Raw genomic sequence first — 25,657 nt, 5'->3', positions numbered from 1 at the left:
TGCCCGTCCGGCAGCAGCCGGTGATCACTCCTCGCGGAGAGGGACCGTCAGATACGACGGGTCTGACGCGGGCGGGGAGAAGGTCAGCTGCGCGCCGGCCGGGTTGTGCTCGATGTGGAGCGGGTCGACGGTGTCCACCACCGGAGCCGGACGCCGTCCGGCCGTGGAAGGTGAAGGGGGCGTTGCTGACCAGCTCGCCGGGGCCGAGCGGGCCCCCGTCGTACAGTGACGACGGGGGCCCGCTCTCCTTGGTGGCGCGACCGCCGCCGCGCGGGCGGCGGCCGGACGGACCGTCAGCCGTTCGCGGTGCCGGCGGCGCCGTTCAGGGCGCTCTTCTGCTGCCACTGCTGCCAGCTCAGGTTCCACTCGCCGAAGCCGTTGTTGAGCGCCTGGGTGCCCTTGGCGTCGTCGCCGGTGATCTCGAACGGGTCGCCGACCTGCACCGTGTCGTACACCCACTTGGCGTTGGTGTCGCTCATGCCGATGCAGCCCGAGCTGTGGTTGGTGTTGCCGAAGTACTCGGCGTTCCAGGGCGCGGCGTGCGCGTACATGCCCGACCAGGTCAGCCGCATCGAGTAGTCGACCATCTTGTTGTAGGCGGAGCCCAGGCCGACCGTCTCGGAGTTCATGTTGATCGTGCCCTCCTTCGCCATCATGACGGCCTTGCCGCGCCAGGACGCCTTGTCGCCGCCGGGCGTGCCCGCGGACATCGGGATGTCCTTGACCTGCGCGCCGTCGCGGAAGAGCTTGAGGCGGTGGTTGTCGAGGTCGACCTTGACCACCTGGTTCTTGCCGATGGTCACATTGGTCGCGTAGTCGCGCACGAACCAGCCGCTGCCGGAGTCGATCCCGTTCAGGTCGGCGTTGAGCGTGACCTTGGTGCCGCTCTTCCAGTACTCCTTGGGGCGCCAGTCGACCCGCGTCTTGCCCGAGTAGTCCTCCATCCACCCCCAGGAGCCCTCGGTGTTGTTGGACGTGGTCACCTTCAGCTGCTTCTCGACCGCGGCCTTGTTCTTGACCGGGTGGTCGAAGACGATCGACAGCGGGTGGGCGACGCCGACCGTGGAGTTCTTGCCGGGGACCAGGGTCAGCTTGTTCACCTTGTCCGCCGCGGCGGTCGCGAACGCGGCCTTGGCGGTGGAGCCCTTGTCGTCCTTCGCCTCGACGGCGTAGCTGCTGCCGGGCGCGGCCACCCGGTCCGAGGTCCAGGTGCGGCCGTCGGCGCCGATCTTCCCGGCCAGCTGCCCGCCCTTGGTGTCGGTCACGGTGACCTGCTGCAGCTTCCCGGCGGCCAGCGAGACCTTGACGGGCTCACCGGCCTTCGCCTGCTGCCCCGTCAGATTGACGGTGATCTCCGCCTTCTTGTCACCCTTCATGGCGGCGCCGCCCTTGGCGTCGCCCGAGCCGCCGTCCGAGCCGCTCGAACAGGCGGTGAGAGCCGCGGCGAGGACCGCGGTGCCCGCGATCGCGGCAAGGCGGACCGGGCGGTGGCGGAGCGGTATGTGGCGGCGTATGCGGCTCAACTGGAAAACCTCCGTATCAATGCTTCTCCGTAGGAGAGAGTGGGTTCACCCGACTCTAGGTTGCGGAAAACCCCGAGAATCTCGGGAATTCCCATGTGACGAGGACCGCAGGGGAACGGTCACACTCCCGTCACATCTGCCGCGCCACCCGGTCATGGACCGCTGTGAGCATCCTGTGCATCCCCGGAGACCGACGCCGGGGCGCACTTGGGAGGCCACACACGTGACCGCTCTTCTCCTGACCGGTGCCCGCGACCAGGACCTGCGGCTGCGCGGTCTCTCCCTCGCCGAATACCGCTCCTTCCTCGCGACCCGGTCCGGGGTGAGCTTCCTGCAGCAGCCGTCCTGGGCGGATGTGAAGGACCAGTGGTCGTCGGAAACGGTGGGCTGGCACCGGGACTCGGGGGAATTGGCGGGCGCCGCGCTGGTCCTCTACCGGCAATTCCCGGGCACCCGGAAATACTTCGCCTATCTTCCCGAGGGCCCGGTCGCGGACTGGGCGGATCCGGAAATCGACCGCTGGCTGGGGCCGTTGCTGCGGCATCTGCGCCGGGCGGGCGCCTTCGCCGTGCGCATCGGGCCCTCGCCCGCCTACCGGCGCTGGAGCGCGCCCCTGCTGAAGTCGGCGACCGGCCCCGGCCGGCAGATCGGGGACGTGCTGGCGAGCGAGGTCGACCCGCTGGGCACCGCCGTCGCCGACCGGCTGCGCTCGCGCGGCTGGCGGCGCTGCGGGGGCGACGACGGGGACGCCGACGCCCAGCCGCGCCACGTCTTCCAGGTGTCGCTGGCCGGGCGGAGCGCCGACGAGCTGTGGTCCGGGCTCAACCAGGAGTGGCGCCGCAATGTGCGCGCCGCTAAGAAGGCGGGCGTCGAGGTGGTCATCGGCGGCGCGGCCGATCTGCCTGAATTCTATCGATTGCTGCGCATCACCGAGGAGCGCGACGGCTTCCGCCTCGGCCGCTCGCTGGCGTACTACGAGCGCCAGTACGCGGTCCTCAACGAGGAGCACCCCGGCCGGATGCGCCTCTACCTCGCCCTCCACCGGGGCGAGGTGCTGGCCGCCCACACCATGATCACCGTCGGCGACCGGGTCTGGTACCAGACCGGCGCCTCCGCCGACCACCGCCGCGAGGTGCGGCCCAGCAACGCCCTCCAGTGGCAGATGCTGCTGGACGCGCACGCCCTGGGCGCACAGGTGTACGACATGCGCGGGGTACCCTCCACTCTTGACCCGGACGACCGCCCGTTCGGCCTGCTGCGCTGGAAGCTCGGCACCGGCGGTCAGGTCGTCGAGACGCTGGGGGAGTGGGAAACACCGATGCAGGGAACCGCCAACCACGCGCTGTACCGCGCCTTCCAGGCATATCTGGCCCGCCGGTGACGGCCCCCGTCCACACCGGCCCCCGGCACGCGGCCAAGGCGTCCGTCGCCCGCAGCGGCGCGGTGATGGCGGCCGGCTCGCTCGTCTCCCGCGGCACCGGCTTCGTCCGCTCGGCGGTGGTGGCCGCGGCCCTGGGCACCGGGCTCGTCGGCGACGGCTTCGCGGTCGCCAACAACGTGCCGAACATCCTCTACACCCTGCTCATCGGCGGCACCCTGAACGCGGTGTTCGTGCCCGAACTGGTCCGCGCCGCCAAGGAGCACGCCGACGGCGGCAAGGCGTACACCGACCGGCTGCTCACCGCCTGCGTCGCGGCCCTGACCGTCCTCACCGCCGCCGCCGTGCTCGCCGCGCCGAAGATCGTCGGCCTGTACACCGACTACACCGGCGCCCAGGCCGACCTCACGGTCGCCTTCGCCCGCTACTGCCTGCCGCAGATCCTCTTCTACGGCCTGTTCACCCTCTTCGGGCAGGTGCTCAACGCCCGGGGGCGCTTCGGCGCCATGATGTGGACCCCGGTCCTCAACAACCTCGTCGTCATCGCCGTGTTCGGGCTCTACCTGTGGACCGCCGGAACCTCCGGCTCGACGCTGAGCGCGGGCGACACCCGCGTCCTGGGCTGGGGCACCACCGCCGGGATCGCCGTCCAGGCGCTGGCCCTGATCCCGGCGCTGGGCGCGGCCCGGTTCCGCTGGCGCCCGCGCTTCGACTGGCGCGGCAGCGGCATCACCCGCCCGCTGCGCTCGGCGGGCTGGCTGGTGCTGCTCGTCCTGACCAACCAGCTGGCGTACTGGGTGGTGACCCGGCTCTCCACCATCGCCGGACAGCACGCCCAGCAGCAGCACGTCGCGGGCGGCGCGGGCTACACCGCCTACACCAACGCGTACATGCTGTGGGTCGTCCCGCACGGCATCGTGACCGTCTCGCTGCTCACCGCGCTGATGCCGAGGATGAGCCGGGCGGCGGCCGAGGACGACCCGGCGGGGGTGCGGCGCGACCTCTCGTACGGGCTGCGCACCAGCGCCGCCATGATCGTGCCGGCCGCGTGCGCGCTGTTCGCGCTGGCGCCCTGGCTGATGGGCGCGGTCTTCGGCTACGGCCGGACCAGCCCCGGCGACGTCGAGGTGATGGCCGGGATGCTGATGGCGTTCGCGCCCGGCCTGATCGCCTTCTCCGGGCAGTACGTGCTCTCGCGCGGCTTCTACGCCCTGAGCGACACCCGCACCCCGTTCGTGCTGAACCTGGTCATCGCCGCGTGCAACGCCGGGTTCTCCGCGTTCGCCTATGTGCTGCTGCCCGCGCGCTGGGCGGTGACCGGGATGGCGGCGGCGTACTCGCTGGCGCTCTTCGCCGGCTGGGCCGTCACCGCGTACGTCCTGAACCGCAGGCTCGGCGGCAACGCCGGTCTGCTGCGCTCCCCGTCGCTCCTCGTCCATGTGCGGCTGCTGCTCGGCTGTGTGCCGGCGGCGCTGGCCGGATACGCGGCGGCCCGCGCCACCGACGGGCTCGGCGACCTCGCGGCGACCGGCGCGGGCGCCGCCGTCCTGCTCGTGGCGCTGGCCCTGCTGGCCCGCCCGCTGCGGCTGGACGGCATCAACGACATGCTCGGCAAGCTGCGCGGCGGCCGGGGCCGCTGACCGGCCCGGGCCCCGCCCGCCCGAGCTTCCGGGATCAGTGGGACCACTGATCCCGCTGAGACCTTTGTGACATCCGAGACCTCCGAGACTGCTGGGATACTGACGCTCATGCCACGCGTGCTGCTCATCGAGGACGACCCCTCCGTACGGGAAGGGGTCGAGCTCGGGCTGCGCAGGCGCGGCCACGAGGTGCGGGCGGCCGAGAGCGGCGAGGCGGGCCTCGCCGAGCTCAAGGCGTTCCAGCCCGAACTGGTGCTGCTCGATCTGATGCTGCCCGGCATCAACGGCGTCCAGGTCTGCCGCCGGATACGCGAGACCAGCCAGCTGCCCATCATCATGCTCACCGCGCGCGGCGACGACTTCGACGTGGTCATCGGCCTGGAGGCGGGCGCCGACGACTACATCGTCAAGCCCGCCCGCACCGAGGTCATCGAGGCCCGCATCCGGGCCGTCCTGCGCCGCCTCGCCGATCCCGGCGGGCGGCCCGGCCTGGAGTTCCACGGCGAACTGGCCCTGGACCGGGCCGGTCTGACCGCCGCCAAGTCCGGCGAGCGGCTGCCGCTGGCCCCCTCCGAGCTGAAGCTGCTGCTGCACCTGGCGGCCTCGCCCGAGCAGGTCTTCAGCCGCCAGCAGCTCCTGGAGTCGGTGTGGGAGCACAGCTACCACGGGGACGCGCGGCTGGTCGACGCCTGCGTACGGCGGCTGCGGCACAAGATCGAGGACGTGCCGGGCAGCCCCCGCTACATCCAGACCGTCCGCGGCTTCGGCTACCGCTTCGGCCCGCTGCGGTGATCCGCGCGCTGAAGCGGGTCCGCCGGCTCGGCCTGCGTGCCCGGCTGATCGCCGCGTTCCTGCTGGTCGCCGTGATCGCCGCCGGGACCACCGCCACCCTGATCTACCAGGAGGCCCGCTCGGCCATCCTCCAGCAGGCCCAGGACACCGCCGTCGCCCAGCTGCGCGACCAGATCGGCGCCCAGACCGTCACGCTGCCGATGACCCGCACCTCGCTCCACGAGCTCTGCACGGTCCTGGCCCGCCAGGGCAAGCCGCACCCCTGGACCGTCTTCGCCGAGTACGGCAGCCTGCGCGCCTCCAACGTCATGGCGACCACCTCCACCGTCGTCACCCAGGAGCTGCGCGGGCGCGCCGGGACCAATCCGCACGGCTCCTTCCAGCGGGTGGTCAAGGACGGCCAGCCCTGGCTGACCATCGGCATGCCGGTGCTGATCGGCTCCGACGACCCGCGCCGGGAGCAGCCCACCGGCATCATGGTCTACGCGGTGATGCCGCTCACCACCGAGGACGACAACGTCAAGGCCATGGTCAGCGCCGCCCGGGACGGCGCGCTGCCCGCGCTCGCCGTCGCCCTGGTGCCCGCGCTGCTCGCCGCGCGCAGCGTGCTGCGGCCGGTGCGCGATCTGCGGCGGGCCGCGAGCAGCATGGGCAAGGGCCGCCTCGACACCCGGATCGAGGTGAAGGGCTCCGACGAACTGGCCGATCTGGCCTGGACGTTCAACGAGTCGGCCGAGGCGCTCGAACGGTCCGTGGAGGAGCTCCAGAAGGCCGAGGCCAGGGCACGCCGGTTCGCCGCCGACGTCTCGCACGAGCTGCGCACCCCGCTGGCCGGGATGCTCGCCGTCACCGAGGTCCTCGACGAGGACGCCGACCGGCTCGACCCCGACACGGCCGCCGCCGTACGGCTGGTCTCCGCCGAGACCGGCAAGCTCGCCACCCTCGTCGAGGACCTGATGGAGATCTCCCGCTTCGACGCGCGGGCCGCCGAGCTCAACCTCGACGAGGTGGACGTCGCCGAAACCATCGCCAAGACCCTCCAGCGCAGGCGCTGGGAGGAGCAGGTCGCCGTCGAACTCCCCGTCGGCATCCGGGCGATGCTCGACCCCCGGCGCTTCGACATCGTCGTCGCCAACCTCGTCGGCAACGCGCTGCGGCACGGCGGCGCCCCCGTGCGGATCACGCTGCGCGCCGAGGAGCGGGCCGAGGGCGTCCGGGTGGTCACCGAGGTCCACGACGGCGGGCCCGGGATCGCCCCGGCCGTCCTGCCGCACATCTTCGACCGCTTCTTCAAGGCCGACGCGGCCCGTACCCGCTCGGCGGGCAGCGGCCTCGGACTCGCCATCACCCTGGAGAACGTGCGGCTGCACGGCGGCACGGTCCGGGCCGCCAACCGCCCCGAGGGCGGCGCGGTGTTCACCGTGGAGCTGCCGCTGCGACAGCCGGGCGGGGAGGACCGCTCGTGAGGGGGAGCCGCGCCACCGCGCTGGTGCTGTCCGCGCTGCTCCTGGCGACCGGGTGCGGCATCCAGGCGTCCGGCGTCGTCGAGGTGGGCGACGCCGCGACCGCCAAGGTGGTCCCGTCCGACAGCGACAGCACCACGCTCTACCTCAAGGGCCCGGCCGGGCTGCTCCCCGTCGTCCGCCCCGGAGTGACCCGCGCGGCGCCCGGCAACGCGCTCCTGCTGCTCCTGAAGGGCCCCACCGACAGCGAGCGGGCCGCGGGGCTGACCACCGAACTGCCCAACTACTACGGGTCGATCGTCGTCAACACCAACGGCGACGAGATCCGCGTCGTGATCCCGCGCGCCGTGCGCGACTTCTCCGCCCTCGCGCGCCGGCAGCTGGTGTGCACGGCGGCCCACGCGGCCCAGCGCGGCGGACGGATCCTGGTGACGGTCCAGGGCACCGACACCACGCACGGCCCCGAGCAGTGCCCCTTCTGACCCCACCCGCGTGAGGACCCGGGGCGGTCTTGCCGGGGACCCGAGGCAGCCGTCACCGTGGTGCGATGAGTGATCTGCCGGACGTCTTCGACCCGCGCCGGTACGCCGCCGGGCCGCCCCACGACGACTACCGGGAGCTGCGCGACCGGCACCCGGTGGCCTGGCAGGAGGAGTACGAGGTGCTCGGCTGGCCGGCCGGCCCCGGCTTCTGGGCGGTGACCCGGCACGCCGACGTGGTACGGGTGCTCAAGGACCCGGGCGCCTACTCCTCCGCGCTCGGCGCCACCCAGATCCGCGACCCGGACCCGGACGACCTGCCCTTCATCCGCCGCATGATGCTCAACCAGGACCCGGCCGGTGCGGGCGGCGGCGGCCACGACCACGGCAGACTGCGCCGCCTGGTCAGCCGCGCCTTCACGCCCCGCCGCACCGACCGGTTCGCGCAGGCGGTGCGGACCCGGGCGCGCACGCTCCTGGGCGCGGCCCGGGACGGCGCCGAGGGCGGGGTCCTCGACCTGGTCACCGAGGTCACCGACGACTACGCCCTGCTCAACCTCGCCGATCTGCTCGGGGTGCCCCGGAGCGACCGGGGGCTGCTCCTGGAGTGGACCGAGCGGGTCATCGGCTACCAGGACCCGGACGAGCCGCCGGTCCTGGGGCCGGACGGGCGGCCGGTGAACCCGCGCTCGCCCGCGATGCTGCGGGAGATGTTCGCGTACGCGCACGACCTGGCCGCGCACAAGCGGCGCGAGCCCGCCGACGACGTGATGACCGCGCTGGCCCACGGCGGGCTCGGCGACCCCGAACTGGAGATGTTCTTCTTCCTGCTGACCGTGGCGGGCAACGACACCGTGCGCAGCGCGGCGCCCGGCGGTTTCCTGGCGCTGGCCGAGGACCCGGACGCGCAGCGGCTGCTGCGCACGGGCGGGGCGGGCGTCGAGAGCGCGGTCGAGGAGCTGCTGCGGTGGCATCCGCCCGTGCTCACCTTCCGGCGCACCGCCGTACGGGACACCGAGCTCGCCGGGCAGCGCATCCGGGCGGGCGACAAGGTCGTCGTCTGCCACGCCTCGGCCAACCACGACGAGCGCGTCTTCAGCCGCCCGCACCGCCTCGACCTGGCCCGCACCCCCAATCCGCACGTCTCCTTCGGCGACGGCCCGCACGTCTGCCTCGGCGCCCACTTCGCCCGGCTCCAACTGCGCGTCCTGCACGAGGAGGCGCTGCGGCTGCTGGGGCCCTACGCGCTCGCCGGGCCGCCGCGCCGGCTGGTCTCCAACTTCGTCAACGGGATCAAGTCGCTGCCGCTGGAGCTGTCGGGGCCGCGAGGGCCGCGCGGGTGACGTCGGCGACGACCTCCACCACGTCCGGCCCGTAGGCGAGGGAGTTGACGACCTTCAGGAGCAGGCAGAAGGTGCCGTCGCCGTGCTTGCGGGCCAGCTTCTCGTGGTTGCGGGCGAGGTAGCGGGTGGCCGCCTGGTTGGTGATGGCGCGCTGGCCGCAGAAGAGGAACACGGGCCGCTGCCCCTGACCGGCGGTGACCCGCGCGAGTATCACGTACTCGACGACCCCGCCCTCCACCAGGTACCGCTCGCCGCCGATGGTGAACGCGCCCCGGTCCGCCACGGGTTCGGAGTCCACGTTCATGCTGACGCCCGGCAGCAGGGCGGAGAGATGGGCGGCCATACGGCGGTTCGAGTAGGGGCCGCCCAGGCAGAATTCGGTGCGCACCCCGAAGCCCTGCTGGGTCGCGTCGTGCTGGGCGATGCGCGCGTGCGCCCCGCAGTCCTTGATGAGCGAGGCGAGTTCGAGCAGCGCGAACACGTCGAAGCGGTGCACCGCGCCCTCGGCCCCCGCGTCCCGGTTGACGACGAGCAGGCACTCCGAGTGCGTCGGCAGCCCGAAGAACGCCTGCTTGCGCCGGAGTCCGCGCCGCCAGAGATAGGTGCGGGTGAGCCAGCCCAGGGTGGCGCTGATGCCCGCGGCGACCACTCCCAGCACGATGTTGCGCACGTCGTCGTTCATGGGCGCGCATGCTAGCGGGAGTCCGGGCCGCTGTTCGAGGCGGTGCCGGGGCCGTCCCGAGGCGCTCCTGACGCGGTGGGCGCGACGGCGTTACGCTGCGCGGACATTCGCCCCCAGGAGGTACGCATGCCTCGCCCAGCCGTCCGCAGTCTCTCGCTCCTGGCCGTCGCCGGGGCCGTGCTGGCCTCGGTCGCCGCCGCACCGCCATCCGCCGCGCCCCCGGCCGCCGCGTCCCCGCCGGCCAAGTCCCCGGAGGCGGTGGGGTACGGGGGAGCGGTGGCCAGCGTCGACGCGGACGCCACCGCCGCCGGGATCGAGGTGCTGCGCCACGGCGGCAACGCGGTGGACGCGGCGGTCGCCACGGCCGCCGCGCTCGGCGTCACCGAGCCGTACTCCTCGGGCATCGGCGGCGGCGGGTACTTCGTCTACTACGACGCCAAGTCCCGTACGGTGCACACGATCGACGGGCGCGAGACGGCCCCGGCGTCGGCGACCTCGTCGCTGTTCCTGGAGAACGGCAAGCCGCTGCCGTTCGCGGACGCGGTGACCAGCGGGCTCAGCGTGGGCACCCCCGGCACCGCGGGCACCTGGGACGCGGCGCTGCGCACCTGGGGCACCAGGCCGCTCGGCAAGCTGCTGAAGCCCGCAGAGAAGATCGCGCGCGACGGCTTCACCGTCGACGCCACCTTCCGCCAGCAGACCGCCGACAACCAGGCGAGATTCGCCGACTTCCCGGACACGGCCAAGCTGTTCCTGCCGGGCGGGCAGCCCCCGGCCGTCGGCTCCACGCTCAAGAACCCCGATCTGGCGCGCACCTACGAGGAGTTGGGGCGCAAGGGCATCGGCGCGCTCTACCGGGGGGACATCGGCCGCGACATCGTGCGGACCGTCCGCAAGCCCCCGCTCGCGGCGGGCTCCCCGCGCAACGCCCGCCCCGGCGACCTCACCGCCCGGGACCTGTCGGCGTACGGGGTCGAGCGCCAGGCGCCGACCAAGGTGGGCTACCGGGGCCTGGACGTCTACGGCATGGCGCCCTCCTCCTCGGGCGGCACCACGGTCGGGGAGGCGCTCAACATCCTGGAGCGCACCGATCTGTCGAAGGCGACCGAGGCCCAGTACCTGCACCGCTACATCGAGGCGAGCCGCGTCGCGTTCGCGGACCGGGGGCGCTGGGTGGGCGACCCGGCCTTCGAGGACGTGCCCACCAAGGGGCTGCTCTCCCAGCGCTTCGCGGACTCCCGGGCCTGCCTGATCAGCGACACCAAGGCGCTGACCAGCCCGCTCGCGCCCGGCGACCCGCGCCATCCGGCGGCCTGCGCCACGTCCGGCAAGGCGGCGCCCACCACGTACGAGGGCGAGAACACCACGCATCTGACGGTCGCGGACAAGTGGGGGAACATCGTCTCCTACACGCTGACCATCGAGCAGACCGGCGGCAGCGGCATCACCGTGCCCGGCCGGGGCTTCCTGCTCAACAACGAGCTCACAGACTTCTCCTTCGCCCCGGCCAGTCCGGCCGTCCACGACCCGAACCTGCCGGGCCCGGGCAAGCGGCCCCGCTCGTCCATGTCGCCGACGATCGTCCTCGACGGGCACGGCAGGCCGGTGCTGGCGCTCGGCTCGCCGGGCGGCGCGACCATCATCACCACGGTCCTGCAGTCGCTGGTCAACCGGCTCGACCGGGGAATGCCGCTGGTCGACGCGATCGCGGCGCCGCGGGCCAGCCAGCGCAACGCGGCGGCCACCGAGCTGGAGCCCGCGCTCTACAACAACAGCCCCTTGAAGGCCCAACTCCAGGCGCTGGGGCAGGCGTTCACGCTCAACCCGGAGATCGGCGCGGCCACCGGCGTGGAGCGGCTCGCCGACGGCCGCTGGGTCGCGGCGGCCGAGAAGGTGCGGCGCGGCGGCGGTTCGGCGATGGTGGTGCACCCGGCCGGGTGACCCTCCGTCAGGACCCGTCCGCCGGGCGGGTGAAGTGCGGCGCGGCCCCCGTCCCCACCGGGACGGGGGCCGCGCCCGTTCGGTGCAGTTCAAGTTGAGGCGCCCGGAGCGGCGGGGACAGATTGTTCCGGTCAGGCCGGACCCGTCCCCCACCGAAGGAACCCCCACGTGCCCACGCGAAAGCTCGCCCTTGCCGCCGCCTGCGGTGCCGCCCTGCTCGCGGCGGCGGTCCCGCCCGCGGCCCGCGCCGCCGACGGCCCCTCCGGCACGGACACCGGCCCGGTCGCCGCCGCCGACCTGCTGGCCCGGGTGAAGGGGTGCGACCAGGTCTCCCGGGGCAAGTACCGGACCGACCGCGACAGCGCCGCGACCGTGCCGGTGTGCGGCAAGAACGGGGCCGTGTTCTGGAAGGCGGACCTGGACATCGACTGCGACGGCCGGCCGGGCGCCGTCTGCAACCGCGCCACCGACCCCTGGTTCCAGAACGACACCGCCTTCCACCAGTCCGACGGCAGGCCGCTGAGCGCCGAGGAGCTCTCGTACGTGGTGGTGCCCGGTGCGAGTTCGCTCTGGAACTACGGCGCGGCCGGGATCAGGGGCGGCGGGGTGGCCGCCGTGATCTACCGGGACCGGGTGGAGTACGCGGTGGTCGGGGACACCGGCCCCTCGAAGGTCATCGGCGAGGCGTCCTACGCCACCGCCAAGGCGCTGGGGATGAACCCCGACCCCGTGTCCGGCGGCGCCGCGTCCGGGGTCACCTACATCCTGTTCAAGGACTCGCAGGCCAAGCCGATCGAGAGCCACCAGCAGGCGGTGGCCCTCGGTGACCGGCTCGCCCGGCGCTTCCTCGCCGAGAACTGACGGCCGCGGCGGTACGGGCCGCCCACCGGGGTGGACGGCCCGCGCGCACCCCTATGGGTGCGTCACCGCGGCGGGGCACTCCTTCCATGAGAAGTGGTAGACGGTGGTGATGCTGGCGTCGGTGGAGTCCATCGTGATGAAGCTGGTGGTGTTGACGGGGTCGGAGGTCCCGGCGCCCGCCCGCAGCTCGGTGTTGATGTTCAGATAGCGCTCCTCGCCGCACGGCTTGTAGACGAGGGCGGACACGTCCGTGGTGTCATTGGTCTGCCAGTCGTCGTCGAACGGCCCCTTGAAGGGGTGGGTGACGTAGGCCGTCTGGGACATGCCCTGGAAGTAGTAGTTCGCCCGCTCCTGCGCGGTGGCGCCCTTCTCCAGATGGGCGAAGCCGCGGTAGTCGGCCGAGGCGATGGCGTAGGTGAAGCCCTGCGGGACGTGCACGTTCAGGGCCAGCTGGCAGTTCTTCCTGAAGTCGGTGGGCGAGGAGCCCTTGCCGACCTGCGCCAGATAGCTGCTGTACGTGACGGTGAACGCGGTGTTGTCGGGCGAGACCGCGACGGCCGCCGTGCCGGCCGGGCAGCCCGAGCCGTTGACGGTGACGAGGTCGATCACGATCTTGTCGGGCGGCGGGGTGCCCCAGCCGCCCGGGTGCTGGGCCGTGCTGAGCGGGGCCGCCAGCAGGACGGCGGCGGCGCCGCCGATCGCCAGTGCGTTGAACATGACGCTCCCTTCGGTCATGTCGCCAGCCCGTTCTCCTGTGGGGGGTTGGCACGTACATGGCAGCAGAAGGTCACGTTCCGGGACAGGTACGGACCAGCCAGCGTGAGGCCGCCCGGGGCGCTCGCCGATGGCCCGAACCGGGCATCCGGTTTGGGCCATCCGGCTTCGGTGGAGCGCCGCCGGGCGGGGCCCGTCCGGGTCCGGTTCAGACCATGGTCAGGACGCGCGGTCCGGAGTCCGTGACGGCCACCGTGTGCTCGGTGTGCGCGGCCCGGGTGCCGGTCACCGTGCGCAGGGTCCAGCCGTCCGGAGCCGGGTAGTAGTCGTCGGTCCCGTCCGCGATCAGCATCGGTTCGATGGCGAGCACCATGCCGTGCCGCAGCTTCATGCCCCGGCCCGGCCGCCCCTCGTTGGGGACGCCCGGGTCCTCGTGCATCCGGCGCCCCACGCCGTGCCCGCCGAAGCCGTCGGGGATGCCGTAGCCCGCGCCCCGGCAGACCGAGCCGATCGCGTGCGCGATGTCGCCGACGCGGTTGCCCACCACGGCCGCCGCGATGCCCGCCTCCAGCGCCTCGTACGCCGTGGAGATCAGCCGGACGTCCTCGGGGCGGGCCCGGCCGACCGTGAAGCTGATCGCCGAGTCGCCCACCCAGCCGTCCAGGACCGCGCCGAAGTCCACGCTGACCAGGTCGCCGTCGCGCAGCCGGTAGCCGTCGGGGACGCCGTGCACGATGGCGTCGTTGACGGAGACGCAGGCGACGGCCGGGAACGGGGTCGGGGCGAACTCCGGGTGGTAGCCGAGGAACGGCGAGGAGGCCCCCGCCGCGCGCAGCACCTCGTGCGCCGCCCGGTCGAGGTCGAGCAGGCTGACCCCCACGGCCGCCGTGTCCCGCGCCGCCGCGAGCGCGCGGGCGACCACCCGCCCGGCCTCGCGCATCGCGTCCATCTGTGTGTCGGTCTTGATCTCTACCATTCCAATTACTATACCGGTCCGGTGGCAATTACTATACCGCCCCGGGGGTGCGCCGGGCCGTGGCCGCGGTCCGGCCGTCCGTGGTCGTGGCCGGTCAGAGGGCTTCCAGGACGGTGGCGTTGGCCAGGCCGCCCGCCTCGCACATGGTCTGCAGGCCGTAGCGCGCCCCGCGCGCCCGCATCGCGTGCACCAGCGTGGTCATCAGCCGGGTGCCGCTGGCGCCCAGGGGGTGGCCGAGCGCGATCGCGCCGCCGTGAGCGTTCACCTTGGCGAGGTCGGCCCCGGTCTCCTGCTGCCACGCCAGCACCACGCTCGCGAACGCCTCGTTGACCTCGAACAGATCGATGTCCGACAGGGTCAGACCCGACCCGCGCAGCACCTTCTCGGTGGCCGGGACCACGCCGGTGAGCATCAGCACCGGGTCGGAGCCGGTGACGGCGAAGCCGTGCAGCCGGGCGAGCGGGCGCAGCCCGAGCCGGGCGGCCGTCTCGCTGGAGGTGATCAGCACGGCGGAGGCCCCGTCGTTGACGGGGCTGCTGTTGCCGGCCGTCACCGACCAGTCGATCTGCGGGAACCGCTCGGCGAACCCCGGGTCCTCGAAGGCCGGCCGCAGCCCGGCGAGGACCTCCGGCGTGGTGGCCGGACGTATGGACTCGTCCCGGCGCAGCCCCGCAAGCGGCGCGGTCTCCGCGTCGAAGAGCCCGGCGTCCCAGGCCGCCGCGGCCCTGTGGTGCGAGGCGGCGGCGAACTCGTCCATCCGGGCCCGGCCGATCGACCACTTCGCCGCGATCAGCTCGGCGCTGATGCCCTGCGGGACCAGGCCCCCGGGGAAGCGGGCGGCGACCCCCGGGCCGAACGGATCCGCCCCGGCGGGCACGTTGGACCACATCGGCACCCGGCTCATCGACTCCACCCCGCACGCCACCACCAGGTCGTACGCCCCCGAGATGACGCCCTGCGCGGCGAAGTGCACGGCCTGCTGCGAGGAGCCGCACTGGCGGTCCACGGTGGTCGCCGGGACGCTGTCGGGGAACCCGGCGGAGAGCCAGGCGTACCGCGTGGTGTTCATCGCCTGCTCGCCCACCTGGTCGACGGTGCCGCCGATCACGTCGTCGATCAGCGCCGGGTCGACGCCGCTGCGCTCGACGAGGGCGCGCAGGGTGTGGGCGAGGAGCTCCACGGGGTGCGTCCCGGCGAGCGCTCCGCCGGGCTTGCCCTTCCCGATCGGCGTACGGACGGCTTCCACGATCACGGCGTCGCGCATGGCGTGCTCCTCGTCTCCGCCCGGTCTCCCCGGGGGGCTACCACTGAGTAAGTTGGAAAACTGGACTCACCATAACTTCGTGAGTTGGAAATTCCAATGCACTGCTGTTCCTGGCCTACCGTGGGTCCATGACGACGTCGCGGAAGAACGCCCGGCCCTGCTCGATCGCCGACGCGCTGGCGGTGGTGGGGGAGAAGTACGCCCTCCTGGTGCTGCGCGAGGTCTTCTTCGGCGTCCACCGCTTCGACGCGATCGCCCGCAACGTGGGGGCGCCCCGCGACATCCTCACCGCCCGGCTGCGGCGGCTCGTGGAGGCGGGGGTGCTGCGCAGGGTCCCCTACCAGGAGCGCCCGGTGCGGTACGAGTACCGCGCCACCGCGGCCGGGCAGGAGCTGCGGCCGGTCCTGCTGATGCTGATGAACTGGGGCGACCGCCATCTGGCCGAGGTGGCGCCCACGGTGTGGCGGCACTCCTGCGGCGCCGACCTCGACCCGGCCGTCATGTGCCGCGCGTGCGGCGGCGAGGTCCACCGCCGCGACGTCACCCCGCGCTTCCAGGTGCCGGGGTGGGGGATGGAGGGCGCCGAGGAGTGAGGAGCGGTACGGGGTGGTGGCCGCCGCGCCGTCGTGGGTACGGCCCGACGGCGGCCCCCGGTCCCGGACCCCGGCCCCCGTGGACCTCGCATCCCCGGCCCCCACACCCCCGGCCCCCACACCCCCGTACCCCCGGCCCGCACCGCGGCCGACCCGTTCCGGCGGACAGGGCCTAGACTCGGGGCATGGTCCGCACCCCTCTCACCCCCGAAGAGCGCGAGCGCGGCGAACGGCTGGGCCGGTTGCTGCGGACCGCGCGGGACGGGCGCAGCATGACCGAGGTCGCCGCGGCGGCGGGGCTCTCGGCCGAGACGCTGCGCAAGATCGAGACCGGACGGGCGCCGACCCCCGCGTTCTTCACCGTGGCCGCGCTGGCCGGGGTGCTGGGGCTCTCGCTGGACGAGGTCGCCGGGCACTGCGCGCTGCTGCCCGCCTGAGCGGGGCACGGGCTCCCCGGGCACGGGGCGGCGGCGGCCGTGCCCGGTCGGCGCAACAGAATCTGCGGGGCCGGGGCGGGCGCGGCACCGTGGGGGTGTGGTCAAGCCGTCCGCCTCCTCGACGAGGCCGTATCTCCGGCGGGCCGGTGCGTTCGCCGTCGGCGCCGCGCTGGTGCTCGCCGCCTGTGCCCCCGCGTCCCGGGTCTCCGCCTCCGAGGCCGACCAGGAGGCGGTGGTCACCTTCCACCACCCCGGGGTGGTGGTGGGCCGCAGCCAGCTCGACACCGTACGGGCCCGGGTGCGGGCCGCCCAGGAGCCCTGGCACTCGGCGTACGAGAAGATGCGCACCAGCCGCTACGGCTCGCTCGACTACGTCCCGCACCCCGCCGAGACCGTGCCCTGTCCGCCCAACGCCGGGCCGCCCGCCTGTCTGTCGGAGCGGGAGGACGCCCTCGCCGCCTACACCCAGGCCCTGCTGTGGACGGTCAACGGCAACGAGGCGCACGCCAGGAAGGCCGTCGCGATCATGGACGGCTGGTCGAAGGTGATGAAGGAGCACACCGAGGGCAACGCCGGGCTGCAGACCGCCTGGGCCGGGTCCTCCTGGGCGCGCGCCGCCGACATCGTGCACGCGAGCTACCCCGGCTGGGGGAGCGCGGCGGTCCAGCGGTTCAAATGGATGCTGCGCAAGGCGTATCTGCCCGCCGTGACGGCCAAGGTCCCCGACTACAACGGGAACTGGGAGCTGGCGATGACCGACGCGACCATCGGCATCGCGGTGTTCCTGGAGGACCGCGACCTCTTCAACGCCTCGCTGGAGCGCTACCGCGCCCGGGTCCCCGCGTACTTCTACCTGCGCGCCGACGGCAGCCTCCCCAAGGTGCCGCCCGGCGGGAGCATGAACACCCCGGAGAAGCTGGCCACCTACTGGTTCGGCCAGCGCGTCTACGCCGACGGCCTCGGCCAGGAGACCTGCCGCAACTTCATGCACATCGGCTACTCGCTGGCCGCCTCCTCGCACATCGCCGAGACCGCCTGGCAGCAGGGCGTGGACCTGTACGGGCCGTCGGCCGAGCGGCTGCGGGCCGCCCTGGAGTTCCACGCCCGCTACCAGCTGGGCGAGGCCGCGCCGCCCTGGCTGTGCGGCGGCAAGGTCGAGCGCACCATGGGCCCCGACGTCGAGGTCGGCCTCAACCACCTGCGCAACCGCATGCACCTGAAGTTGCCGCTGACCGAACGGCTGGCCGAGCGGCAGCGCCCGGCCGGCACGGACGACCTGTTCGTGGCCTGGGAGACGCTGACGCACGCGGGCAACCCGGGCCGCCCCGTCACCCGCTGACCCCACCGGGCCCCGGCCCGCGCACCCGGGGCCGGGGGGCGCCGCCGGGGGGCGCGCGACTTCTGCCGTCACCACGCCGTTCGGCGCGCCGTCATACAGCGGTATTGAGCCGAAGACCTCGGTGTAACACGGGCGCAATACGGCGGGTATCGAATGCCCGACGGACCGTTAGGGTTCGGTCAGCGCTTGGGGGGCGAGTGGGATGACGGTCAATCAACTCCCGGTGGACATCGGGGTTTTCGTCCAGTACATGGGCCGGATGGCGGCTCTGCTCGACCGGTACGACGGCTGGTACGGGGTCTTCTGGCAGCGCGATCCCGACGGCATGGCGGCCTGTTTCGACGGCAGCGAGATCCCGCCGTGGGACGTCGTCGAATCGCTGCTCCAGGACCTCGTGCCGACGCACGGCGCCGAAGCGGTGGGGCGGGAGACGGTACGGGCGCGCGCCCTGCACACCGCCGCCGCGGCGGTCCACGACACCCGGCCCGGCGGCCGTGAGGCCCTGCGCGAGCGGCTCACCGTGATGCTGCGCGAGCAGGCGCACGCGGCCGACCGGCTGCCGGGCGCGGCGCCGCGCGAGCTGCCGTGGATCCAGGACGACCTGGCCCGGGCCACCGCCCGCTGCGCCGAACTGCGCGCCCGGATCAGCGCGTTGGGCCCCGAGGTGCCCAAGGGCTGGTTCAGCGAGCGGGCCGTGGCGCGGCCGGGCCGGGCGGGCGACGGCCGGGAGGCGGTGGCCCAGCGGTCCGCGCCGCGCGTTCCGGTGCCGGTGCCGCCCGCGCGCCGCACCGCGCGCGGCGCCCGCTCCGCCGGGCTCGCGGACGGCCCGGCGGCCGGGGAACCGGGGCGGTTAGTGCCGCCGGTCGCCGCGACCGCGCCCACCGGGGCCCGGTTCGGCGGCCCCGAACACGCCCGGGGCCGGGCCGAGTCGCGCGGTGGCCGGGAGCGCAAGGGCCGGGAGCGGGCGGGCGCCGGACCGGGCGCCACCGCGCCGGACGGCGACGAGGCGCAGCGGGAGGTCCGCGAGACGGTGGCCGCGCTCGTCCGGCTGCGCGCCCAGCGCCGTACCGGCGAGGCGCACGCCGTGCTGTGCGAGGCGGCGGCCGGGCCCGCCGCGCACCTGTCCGTCTTCGCCGTCGAACTGCACCGGTCCGGACTCGCCGCCGACTGGGCCACCCTGCTGTGGGAGGCGGCCTCGCTGCCGCCCGAGCGGCTGGCCGCGGCGGCCGGGGCGCTCGCCGCCGCCGGGCACAGCGCGGACGCGCACCGGCTGCTGCGCCAGGGCGTGGCGCGCCCCGCCGGGCAGATCGCGGACGCGGTGCTCGCTCTCGGTGACGCCGGGCGGCGGCCGGAGGCGGACGCCCTGGTGAGCGCGTTCGTCCGGGCCCGTACGCCGGAGGACGCGGCGCAACTGGCGGCGTACGCGCCCCGCAAGCTCGCGCCGCTGCTGCTCGCGGCGGCCGGTGAGGTCTCCGAGGGGCGGCGACGAGACGTCGTGCACGCCTTCCGGGTGGCCAGAATTGCAACAGAACGTTGAAATTCCGGGATTGAGGTGAGGTCACGGCTGGGCAGGGTCCGTAGCAATGGACATGGACTCGCACATATACGGACCGGCCTCGGGTGGACCGGCCTCGGACAGTCCCGGCCCGGACAGCCCCGGCCCGGACAGCCCCGGCCCGGGCAGACCGGGGCCGGTCACGGCCGCCGCGTTCTTCGACGTCGAGGGCACGCTCCTCGCGGCGCCCGCGCTCGACGCGGACGGGCCGGGGCCCCCGCTGGGCCGGCTCTGGCACGCCCCGGTCCTCGCCGCCCTGCACGAACACGCCGCCCGGGGACACCTGCTGGTGCTGGTGACGCCGTCACCGGCCGAGGCGGTCACCGCGCTCGCCCGTGAACTGCGCGCCGACGCCGTGCTCTGCGCGCGCCCGGGCGCGCCGATGCGCGGCCAGGGCAAGGGGTACGCGGCCCGCGCCCTGCTGCGCGAGCGCGCGCTGCGGGCGGCCGACTGCTACGCGTACGCGGACGAGGCGGCGGACCTCCCGCTGCTCGCCGAGGTCGGCCACCCGGTGGTCGTCGGCACGGACCCGGTGCTGCTCCGGCACGCCCGGCGCGGCGCCTGGGCCCGGCTGCCCGCCCCCGTACCGCGGGAAATGTGATCGACTTCGTGGCGTGACGGCGATGGTCTTGCCACGGTGCGTGACGGGCTTTACGGTCTCATCCACACGCGGTCTACGCGTGTGGATGCCTGGCTGACGGCCCGTTTAAGGAGCAGCTCATGGCCGATGTCGTCCGCGCCGCACTGGTCCAGGCCACCTGGACCGGCGATACCGAATCCATGATCGCCAAACATGAGGAACACGCCCGTGAGGCCGCCCGGCAGGGGGCGAAGATCATTGGATTCCAGGAGGTCTTCAACGCCCCGTACTTCTGCCAGGTGCAGGAGGCCGAGCACTACCGGTGGGCGGAGCCGGTGCCGGACGGGCCGACCGTGCGGCGGATGCGGGAGCTCGCGCGCGAGACCGGGATGGTGGTCGTCGTCCCCGTCTTCGAGATCGAGGGCTCCGGCTTCTACTACAACACCGCGGCCGTCATCGACGCCGACGGCAGCTATCTCGGCAAGTACCGCAAGCACCACATCCCCCAGGTGAAGGGTTTCTGGGAGAAGTACTACTTCAAACCGGGCAACCTGGGATGGCCGGTCTTCGACACCGCCGTGGGCAAAGTCGGCGTCTACATCTGTTACGACCGTCACTTCCCGGAAGGCTGGCGGCAGTTGGGACTGGGCGGCGCCCAGCTCGTCTACAACCCGTCCGCCACCTCGCGCGGTCTTTCGGCCCACCTCTGGCAGCTGGAACAGCCCGCCTCGGCCGTCGCCAACGAGTACTTCGTCGCCGCCATCAACCGCGTCGGCCGCGAGGAGTACGGCGACAACGACTTCTACGGCACCAGCTACTTCGTGGACCCGCGCGGCCAGTTCGTCGGCGAGGTCGCCAGTGACAAGGAGGAGGAACTCCTGGTCCGCGACCTCGACTTCGGCCTCATCGACGAGGTGCGCCAGCAGTGGGCGTTCTACCGCGACCGGCGCCCGGACGCCTACCAGGGGCTGGTGCAGCCGTGACCGCTCTCTTCGACCGGCACCGAGCGGTCCTGCCCGAGTGGCTGGCGCTCTACTACCGCCACCCCATCGAGATCACCCACGGCGAGGGCCGGCACGTCTGGGACTCCGCGGGCAACCGCTACCTCGACTTCTTCGGCGGCATCCTCACCACCATGACCGCGCACGCCCTGCCCGAGGTCACCAAGGCCGTCGCCGAGCAGGCCGGGCGGATCATCCACTCCTCCACGCTCTACCTCAACCGCCCGATGGTGGAGCTCGCCGAGCGGATCGCCACCCTCTCCGGCATCCCCGACGCCCGCGTCTTCTTCACCACCTCGGGCACCGAGGCCAACGACACCGCGCTGCTGCTCGCCACCGCCCACCGCGGCTCCAACCAGATCCTGGCGATGCGCAACAGCTACCACGGCCGCTCGTTCAGCGCGGTCGGCATCACCGGCAACCACTCCTGGTCCCCGACCAGCCTCTCGCCGCTCCAGACGCTGTACGTGCACGGCGGCGTCCGCACCCGGGGCCCCTACGCGGAGTTGAGTGACCGTCAGTTCATCGCGGCCTGCGTCGCCGACCTCGAAGATCTGCTGGGCCACACCCGCGACGTCGCCGCGCTGATCGCCGAACCCGTCCAGGGCGTCGGCGGCTTCACCTCGCCGCCCGACGGGCTCTACGCGGCCTTCCGCGAAGTCCTCGACCGGCACGGGATCCTGTGGATCAGCGACGAGGTGCAGACCGGCTGGGGCCGCACCGGCGACCACTTCTGGGGCTGGCAGGCGCACGACCGCAACGGCCCGCCGGACATCCTCACCTTCGCCAAGGGCATCGGCAACGGCATGTCGATCGGCGGCGTGGTGGCGAGCGCCCACGTCATGAACTGCCTGGACGCCAACTCCATTTCGACCTTCGGCGGCTCCCCGGTCACCATGGCGGCCGGTCTCGCCAACCTCTCGTACCTGCTGGAGCACGACCTCCAGGGCAACGCCCGCCGGGTCGGCGGACTGCTCATCGAGCGGCTGCGGGCCGTCGGCGCCCAGCTCCCCCTCGTACGCGAGGTGCGCGGGCGGGGGCTGATGGCCGGCATCGAACTGGTGAAGCCGGGCACCGACGAAGCCCATCCCGAAGCCGCGGCGGCGGTCCTGGAGGCGGCCCGCGAGGGCGGTCTGCTCATCGGCAAGGGCGGCGGCCACAGCACCAGCGTGCTGCGGATCGCCCCGCCGCTCACCCTCACCGTCGCCGAGGCGGAGGAAGGCGCGGCCATCCTGGAACGAGCCCTGCGCCGCAGCGCTTGAGGGCCGACGGGCCGGGGCGCGGCGGCCCCGCCGCAGGGGCGGGGGCCGGCGAGGTGAGCGCCCCCGCAGGGGCGGGTCCAAGGCGCGCGGGCGCCCGCGCGCCCGCCCGACGACGGCCCGCAGCCGGACAACCGCGCCCCCGAGCGGAGCGCGTCGTGCACGAAGGGACCACCCCATGAGTACCCGCACACTGATCCGCGGCGGTCTGGTGATCACCGCGGCCGACGAGGTCCACGCCGACGTACTGATCGAGGACGGCCGGATCGCCGCCCTCGCCGCGCACGGCTGCGACACGGCGCGGAGCTGGAGCGCCGAGCGGACGATCGACGCGAGCGACAAGTACGTCATCCCGGGCGGAGTCGACGCCCACACCCACATGGAGCTCCCCTTCGGCGGGACCTTCGCCTCCGACACCTTCGAGACCGGCACCCGGGCCGCGGCCTGGGGCGGCACCACCACCATCGTGGACTTCGCCGTCCAGTCGCCGGGGCACGCCCTGCGCGAGGGCCTGGACGCCTGGTACGCCAAGGCGGACGGCCAGTGCGCCGTCGACTACGCCTTCCACATGATCCTCTCCGATGTGAACGAGCACTCGCTCAAGGAGATGGACCTCCTGGTGGAGGAGGGCATCACCTCCTTCAAGCTGTTCATGGCCTACCCGGGCGTCTTCTACAGCGACGACGGCCAGATCCTGCGGGCCATGCAGCGCGGCGCCGCCAACGGCGGACTGATCATGATGCACGCCGAGAACGGCATCGCCATCGACGTCCTCGTCGAGCAGGCGCTCGCCGCCGGCCGCACCGACCCCCGCCACCACGGCGAGGTGCGCCGCGCGCTGCTCGAAGCCGAGGCCACCCATCGCGCGATCCAGCTCGCCCGGGTCGCCGGGGCGCCGCTGTACGTGGTCCACGTCTCCGCCGAGGAGGCGGTCGCGGAGCTGGCCGCCGCCCGCGACAAGGGACTTCCGGTCTTCGGCGAGACCTGTCCGCAGTACCTCTTCCTCTCCACCGACAACCTGGCCGAGCCCGGCTTCGAGGGCGCCAAGTACGTCTGCTCCACCCCGCTGCGGCCCAAGGAGCACCAGGCCGCGCTCTGGCGGGGCCTGCGCACCAACGACCTCCAGGTGGTCTCCACCGACCACTGCCCGTTCTGCTTCGCCGGGCAGAAGGAGCTCGGCCGGGGCGACTTCTCCAAGATCCCCAACGGGCTGCCGGGCGTGGAGAACCGGATGGACCTGCTCCATCAGGCCGTGCTCGACGGCCACCTCACCCGGCGCCGCTGGATCGACATCGCCTGCGCCAGTCCGGCCCGGATGTTCGGGCTCTACCCGAAGAAGGGCACCATCGCGCCGGGCGCCGACGCCGATGTGGTCATCTACGATCCGCGCGCCGAGCAGACCATCTCCGCCGAGACCCACCACATGAACGTGGACTACTCGGCGTACGAGGGCAGGCGGATCACCGGACGGGTGGAGACGGTCCTCTCCCGCGGTGAACTCGTCGTCCACGAGCGGCAGTTCACCGGGCGCGCCGGACACGGCGTCTACACCCCGCGCGGCACCTCCCAGTACCTCGGCCAGTGACCAGGAGCAGCACCACATGGACTTCGGACTCGTCCTGCAGACCGACCCCCCTGCCTCGGCCGTCGTCGGCCTGATGCGACGCGCGGAACGCCAGGGCTTCCGCTACGGCTGGACCTTCGACTCGGCGGTGCTCTGGCAGGAGCCCTTCGTCATCTACAGCCGCATCCTGGAGCACACCCAGCACCTGCGGGTCGGCCCGATGGTCACCAACCCCGGCACCAGGACCTGGGAGGTCACCGCCTCCACCTTCGCCACCCTCAACGACATGTACGGCAACCGCACCGTGTGCGGCATCGGCCGGGGCGACTCGGCGATGCGGGTCGCCGGACGCAAGCCCAACACCCTCGCCCGGCTCGGGGAGGCCATCGGTGTCATCCGTGACCTGGCCGAGGGCCGGGAGGCCGAGGTCGACGGCCGGCCGCTGAAGCTGCCCTGGGTCAAGGACGGCAGGCTGCCCGTCTGGATGGCCGCGTACGGACCGAAGGCGCTGGCGCTGGCCGGCGCCAAGGCCGACGGCTTCATCCTCCAGCTCGCCGACCCGTTCCTCACCGAGTGGATGGTCAAGGCGGTCCGCACGGCCGCCTCCGACGCGGGCCGCGACCCCGCCTCGGTGACGATCTGCGTCGCCGCCCCCGCGTACGTCGGCGACGACCTCGGCCACGCGCGCGAACAGTGCCGCTGGTTCGGCGGGATGGTCGGCAACCACGTGGCCGACCTGGTCGAGCGGTACGGCGAGCACTCGGGCCTGGTCCCGGAGGCGCTCACCGAGTACATCAAGGCGCGCCAAGGCTACGACTACAGCCACCACGGCCGCACCGGCAACCCGGACACCGCCTTCGTGCCCGACGAGATCGTCGACCGCTTCTGCCTGCTGGGCCCGGCCGAGGCACACATCGAGAAGCTGAAGGCACTGCGGGAGCTGGGCGTCGACCAGTTCGCGGTGTACGCGATGCACGACGCGCGCGAGGCGGTCATCGACGCGTACGGGGAGCGGGTGATCCCGGCGCTGAGCTGAACGCTCCACGGGCGCCCGGAGTTCCCCGGGCGCCCCGGCCCCACCCCAGGGAGCCCCCGTTCCCGGGACCGGCCGGGTGAGTCCTCCCCGGCCCGTGGCCCGGCCGCCGGGAAGCCGCCCCGGGGCGCGCTACGGCACCCGCGCGGTCCACTCCGCACTGGAGAACTTCGTCTCGGCCAGCTCGCGGGCGCGGGCCATCTCCTCGTCGGTGACCTCGCCCCGGGCCAGGCCGTACCGCTCGCGGAAGGAGGCGATCATGCGGTCGATGACCGCCTCGCGGGGCAGCCCGGTCTGGCGGCGGAGCGGGTCGACGCGCTTCTTGGCGCTCTTGGTGCCCTTGTCGGAGAGCTTCTCGCGGCCGATGCGCAGCACCTCCAGCATCTTGTCGGCGTCGATGTCGTAGGCCATCGTCACGTGGTGCAGCACCGCGCCGCCGTCCGCGACGACCCGCTTCTGGGCGGCGCCCGCGATCTTCCCCGCCTCCGTGGCGATGTCGTTGAGCGGCTGGTACCAGGCTTTCACGCCCATGTCGCCGAGCGCGCCCAGCACCCAGTCGTCCAGATACGCGTACGAGTCGGCGAAGGAGAGCCCCGAGACCAGGGAGTCGGGCACGGACAGCGAGTACGTGATGGTGTTGCCGGGCTCGATGAACATGGCGCCGCCGCCCGAGACCCGGCGCACCACCGTCATCCCGTGGCGCTCGGCGCCCTCCGGGTCGACCTCGTTGCGCAGGGACTGGAAGCTGCCGATGACCACGGCGGGCGCGCCCCACTCCCACACGCGCAGCGTCGGCGGGCGCCGCCCGGCCGCCACCTCGGCGGTGATCACCTCGTCCAGCGCCATGTGCAGCGCGGGCGACTGCGGACCGTCGTGGATCAGCTGCCAGTCGTAGTCGGTCCAGTCGGTGGCGTGGGCCAGCGCGCGGCGGACCGCGACGCCGACGCCCTCCGACGTCAGTCCGTACATCGTCGTGCCCGGCGGCAGCGCCGCCTCGATCCGGGCCGCGAGCCCCGGGGCGTCGGTGTCGGCTGGGGCGCCCTCCAGCGCGGCGTTGATCGCCAGGATCGCCTCGTCGGGCTCCAGGAAGAAGTCGCCCGCCACCCGCACACCGCTCAGTGCGCCGTCCTCGACGTCGAGGTCCACCACCACGAGCTTGCCGCCCGGGACCTTGTACTCACCGTGCACCGCTGCTCCTCCGTCCGTTCCGGAAGGTCAACGGTAGGGGCCGGGTCGGACA

General features: G+C 73.2%; 23 protein-coding genes and 1 pseudogene. 17 read left to right on the top strand and 7 right to left on the bottom strand.

Annotated elements, in window-relative coordinates; all coding sequences use genetic code 11:
• Positions 1 to 24: 24 nt before the first annotated feature.
• Positions 25 to 253, bottom strand: a pseudogene (locus tag AB5J87_RS07285) (acyl esterase); the annotation flags it as partial.
• 40 nt (positions 254 to 293) lie between these two features.
• Positions 294 to 1,514 carry an Ig-like domain-containing protein gene (locus AB5J87_RS07280; RefSeq protein WP_369383419.1) on the bottom strand — a complete coding sequence of 407 codons (1,221 nt, stop codon included), beginning with the start codon at positions 1,512 to 1,514 and terminating at the stop codon, positions 294 to 296.
• 232 nt (positions 1,515 to 1,746) lie between these two features.
• Here AB5J87_RS07280 and AB5J87_RS07275 point away from each other — a divergent pair, with 232 nt between their 5' ends.
• From AB5J87_RS07275 to AB5J87_RS07250, 6 genes are all read left to right on the top strand, one after another.
• Entirely contained in the window at positions 1,747 to 2,904 is a 1,158-nt protein-coding gene (locus AB5J87_RS07275; protein ID WP_369375238.1) for a lipid II:glycine glycyltransferase FemX, read from the top strand.
• Positions 2,901 to 4,541: a murein biosynthesis integral membrane protein MurJ gene (gene murJ / locus AB5J87_RS07270; protein ID WP_369375236.1), complete on the top strand. Its 1,641-nt coding sequence runs from the start codon at positions 2,901 to 2,903 to the stop codon at positions 4,539 to 4,541. The genes AB5J87_RS07275 and murJ overlap by 4 nt, the downstream gene beginning before the upstream one ends.
• A gap of 108 nt (positions 4,542 to 4,649) precedes the next feature.
• Positions 4,650 to 5,333, top strand: a complete 684-nt coding sequence (locus AB5J87_RS07265) for a response regulator (protein WP_369375234.1) — start codon at positions 4,650 to 4,652, stop codon at positions 5,331 to 5,333.
• On the top strand, positions 5,330 to 6,799 hold the full coding sequence (locus AB5J87_RS07260; protein ID WP_369375232.1) for an ATP-binding protein: 1,470 nt from the start codon (positions 5,330 to 5,332) through the stop codon (positions 6,797 to 6,799). Before AB5J87_RS07265 ends, AB5J87_RS07260 begins: the two co-directional genes overlap by 4 nt.
• Positions 6,796 to 7,278, top strand: a complete 483-nt coding sequence (locus tag AB5J87_RS07255; protein WP_369375230.1) for a hypothetical protein — start codon at positions 6,796 to 6,798, stop codon at positions 7,276 to 7,278. Before AB5J87_RS07260 ends, AB5J87_RS07255 begins: the two co-directional genes overlap by 4 nt.
• Positions 7,279 to 7,343: 65 nt before the next feature.
• On the top strand, positions 7,344 to 8,618 hold the full coding sequence (locus AB5J87_RS07250) for a cytochrome P450 (protein WP_369375228.1): 1,275 nt from the start codon (positions 7,344 to 7,346) through the stop codon (positions 8,616 to 8,618).
• Here AB5J87_RS07250 and AB5J87_RS07245 read toward each other — a convergent pair.
• Positions 8,569 to 9,300, bottom strand: a complete 732-nt coding sequence (locus AB5J87_RS07245) for a hypothetical protein (RefSeq protein ID WP_369375226.1) — start codon at positions 9,298 to 9,300, stop codon at positions 8,569 to 8,571. The two genes, AB5J87_RS07250 and AB5J87_RS07245, sit on opposite strands and share 50 nt — an antisense overlap.
• Before the next feature lie 126 nt (positions 9,301 to 9,426).
• Here AB5J87_RS07245 and ggt point away from each other — a divergent pair, with 126 nt between their 5' ends.
• Both ggt and AB5J87_RS07235 read left to right on the top strand, forming a co-directional pair.
• A complete protein-coding gene (gene ggt, locus AB5J87_RS07240; protein WP_369375224.1) occupies positions 9,427 to 11,241 on the top strand; it encodes a gamma-glutamyltransferase in 1,815 nt (604 codons plus the stop codon).
• 168 nt (positions 11,242 to 11,409) lie between these two features.
• Positions 11,410 to 12,102 carry a glycoside hydrolase family 75 protein gene (locus tag AB5J87_RS07235; RefSeq protein ID WP_369375222.1) on the top strand — a complete coding sequence of 231 codons (693 nt, stop codon included), beginning with the start codon at positions 11,410 to 11,412 and terminating at the stop codon, positions 12,100 to 12,102.
• Between the two features lie 51 nt (positions 12,103 to 12,153).
• Here the strand turns inward: AB5J87_RS07235 and AB5J87_RS07230 are convergent, their stop codons facing one another.
• The 3 genes from AB5J87_RS07230 to AB5J87_RS07220 all read right to left on the bottom strand — a co-directional run bounded on the left by AB5J87_RS07230 (position 12,154) and on the right by AB5J87_RS07220 (position 15,056).
• Positions 12,154 to 12,819: a DUF4360 domain-containing protein gene (locus tag AB5J87_RS07230; protein WP_369383413.1), complete on the bottom strand. Its 666-nt coding sequence runs from the start codon at positions 12,817 to 12,819 to the stop codon at positions 12,154 to 12,156.
• 205 nt (positions 12,820 to 13,024) lie between these two features.
• Positions 13,025 to 13,792, bottom strand: coding sequence for a type I methionyl aminopeptidase (gene map / locus AB5J87_RS07225; protein ID WP_369375220.1), 768 nt, complete (start codon positions 13,790 to 13,792; stop codon positions 13,025 to 13,027).
• Positions 13,793 to 13,886: 94 nt separating this feature from the next.
• Positions 13,887 to 15,056, bottom strand: a complete 1,170-nt coding sequence (locus AB5J87_RS07220; protein WP_369375218.1) for an acetyl-CoA C-acyltransferase — start codon at positions 15,054 to 15,056, stop codon at positions 13,887 to 13,889.
• Between the two features lie 128 nt (positions 15,057 to 15,184).
• Here AB5J87_RS07220 and AB5J87_RS07215 point away from each other — a divergent pair, with 128 nt between their 5' ends.
• The 9 genes from AB5J87_RS07215 to AB5J87_RS07175 all read left to right on the top strand — a co-directional run bounded on the left by AB5J87_RS07215 (position 15,185) and on the right by AB5J87_RS07175 (position 24,420).
• The gene (locus tag AB5J87_RS07215) at positions 15,185 to 15,649 is read left to right on the top strand and encodes a winged helix-turn-helix transcriptional regulator (RefSeq protein ID WP_369375216.1); all 465 of its coding nucleotides are present in this window, start codon (positions 15,185 to 15,187) and stop codon (positions 15,647 to 15,649) included.
• Positions 15,650 to 15,834: 185 nt separating this feature from the next.
• A complete protein-coding gene (locus tag AB5J87_RS07210; protein ID WP_369375214.1) occupies positions 15,835 to 16,086 on the top strand; it encodes a helix-turn-helix domain-containing protein in 252 nt (83 codons plus the stop codon).
• 232 nt (positions 16,087 to 16,318) lie between these two features.
• Positions 16,319 to 17,425, top strand: coding sequence for an alginate lyase family protein (locus AB5J87_RS07205; RefSeq protein ID WP_369383407.1), 1,107 nt, complete (start codon positions 16,319 to 16,321; stop codon positions 17,423 to 17,425).
• Between the two features lie 202 nt (positions 17,426 to 17,627).
• Entirely contained in the window at positions 17,628 to 18,962 is a 1,335-nt protein-coding gene (locus tag AB5J87_RS07200; RefSeq protein ID WP_369375212.1) for a hypothetical protein, read from the top strand.
• Between the two features lie 52 nt (positions 18,963 to 19,014).
• Positions 19,015 to 19,581 (top strand): HAD family hydrolase, encoded by a 567-nt coding sequence (locus AB5J87_RS07195; RefSeq protein WP_369375210.1) that lies wholly within the window; start codon positions 19,015 to 19,017, stop codon positions 19,579 to 19,581.
• Between the two features lie 119 nt (positions 19,582 to 19,700).
• Entirely contained in the window at positions 19,701 to 20,543 is an 843-nt protein-coding gene (locus AB5J87_RS07190) for a nitrilase-related carbon-nitrogen hydrolase (RefSeq protein WP_369375208.1), read from the top strand.
• Positions 20,540 to 21,823 carry an aspartate aminotransferase family protein gene (locus AB5J87_RS07185; protein WP_369375206.1) on the top strand — a complete coding sequence of 428 codons (1,284 nt, stop codon included), beginning with the start codon at positions 20,540 to 20,542 and terminating at the stop codon, positions 21,821 to 21,823. Before AB5J87_RS07190 ends, AB5J87_RS07185 begins: the two co-directional genes overlap by 4 nt.
• Before the next feature lie 175 nt (positions 21,824 to 21,998).
• Complete coding sequence (hydA, locus tag AB5J87_RS07180; RefSeq protein ID WP_369375204.1) at positions 21,999 to 23,405, top strand: dihydropyrimidinase; 1,407 nt, start codon at positions 21,999 to 22,001, stop codon at positions 23,403 to 23,405.
• Between the two features lie 16 nt (positions 23,406 to 23,421).
• On the top strand, positions 23,422 to 24,420 hold the full coding sequence (locus tag AB5J87_RS07175; RefSeq protein ID WP_369375203.1) for a TIGR03842 family LLM class F420-dependent oxidoreductase: 999 nt from the start codon (positions 23,422 to 23,424) through the stop codon (positions 24,418 to 24,420).
• A 129-nt stretch (positions 24,421 to 24,549) separates the two neighbouring features.
• Here AB5J87_RS07175 and AB5J87_RS07170 read toward each other — a convergent pair whose 3' ends face one another.
• Positions 24,550 to 25,605 (bottom strand): biotin/lipoate A/B protein ligase family protein, encoded by a 1,056-nt coding sequence (locus tag AB5J87_RS07170; protein WP_369375201.1) that lies wholly within the window; start codon positions 25,603 to 25,605, stop codon positions 24,550 to 24,552.
• Between the last annotated feature and the right edge of the window lie 52 nt (positions 25,606 to 25,657).

The organism is Streptomyces sp. cg36, from assembly GCF_041080675.1.
Taxonomy (GTDB): Bacteria; Actinomycetota; Actinomycetes; order Streptomycetales; family Streptomycetaceae; genus Streptomyces.
This window is presented reverse-complemented; position numbering and strand designations above follow the sequence as displayed.

Coding starts and splice junctions, on each gene's coding strand:
- AB5J87_RS07265 (WP_369375234.1), top strand. CDS start 4,650: ATGCCACGCGTGCTGCTCATCGAGGACGACCCCTCCGTACGGGAAGGG.
- AB5J87_RS07250 (WP_369375228.1), top strand. CDS start 7,344: ATGAGTGATCTGCCGGACGTCTTCGACCCGCGCCGGTACGCCGCCGGG.
- AB5J87_RS07245 (WP_369375226.1), bottom strand. CDS start 9,300: ATGAACGACGACGTGCGCAACATCGTGCTGGGAGTGGTCGCCGCGGGC.
- ggt (WP_369375224.1), top strand. CDS start 9,427: ATGCCTCGCCCAGCCGTCCGCAGTCTCTCGCTCCTGGCCGTCGCCGGG.
- AB5J87_RS07230 (WP_369383413.1), bottom strand. CDS start 12,819: ATGTTCAACGCACTGGCGATCGGCGGCGCCGCCGCCGTCCTGCTGGCG.
- map (WP_369375220.1), bottom strand. CDS start 13,792: ATGGTAGAGATCAAGACCGACACACAGATGGACGCGATGCGCGAGGCC.
- AB5J87_RS07220 (WP_369375218.1), bottom strand. CDS start 15,056: ATGCGCGACGCCGTGATCGTGGAAGCCGTCCGTACGCCGATCGGGAAG.
- AB5J87_RS07215 (WP_369375216.1), top strand. CDS start 15,185: ATGACGACGTCGCGGAAGAACGCCCGGCCCTGCTCGATCGCCGACGCG.
- AB5J87_RS07210 (WP_369375214.1), top strand. CDS start 15,835: ATGGTCCGCACCCCTCTCACCCCCGAAGAGCGCGAGCGCGGCGAACGG.
- AB5J87_RS07200 (WP_369375212.1), top strand. CDS start 17,628: ATGACGGTCAATCAACTCCCGGTGGACATCGGGGTTTTCGTCCAGTAC.
- AB5J87_RS07195 (WP_369375210.1), top strand. CDS start 19,015: ATGGACTCGCACATATACGGACCGGCCTCGGGTGGACCGGCCTCGGAC.
- AB5J87_RS07190 (WP_369375208.1), top strand. CDS start 19,701: ATGGCCGATGTCGTCCGCGCCGCACTGGTCCAGGCCACCTGGACCGGC.
- hydA (WP_369375204.1), top strand. CDS start 21,999: ATGAGTACCCGCACACTGATCCGCGGCGGTCTGGTGATCACCGCGGCC.
- AB5J87_RS07175 (WP_369375203.1), top strand. CDS start 23,422: ATGGACTTCGGACTCGTCCTGCAGACCGACCCCCCTGCCTCGGCCGTC.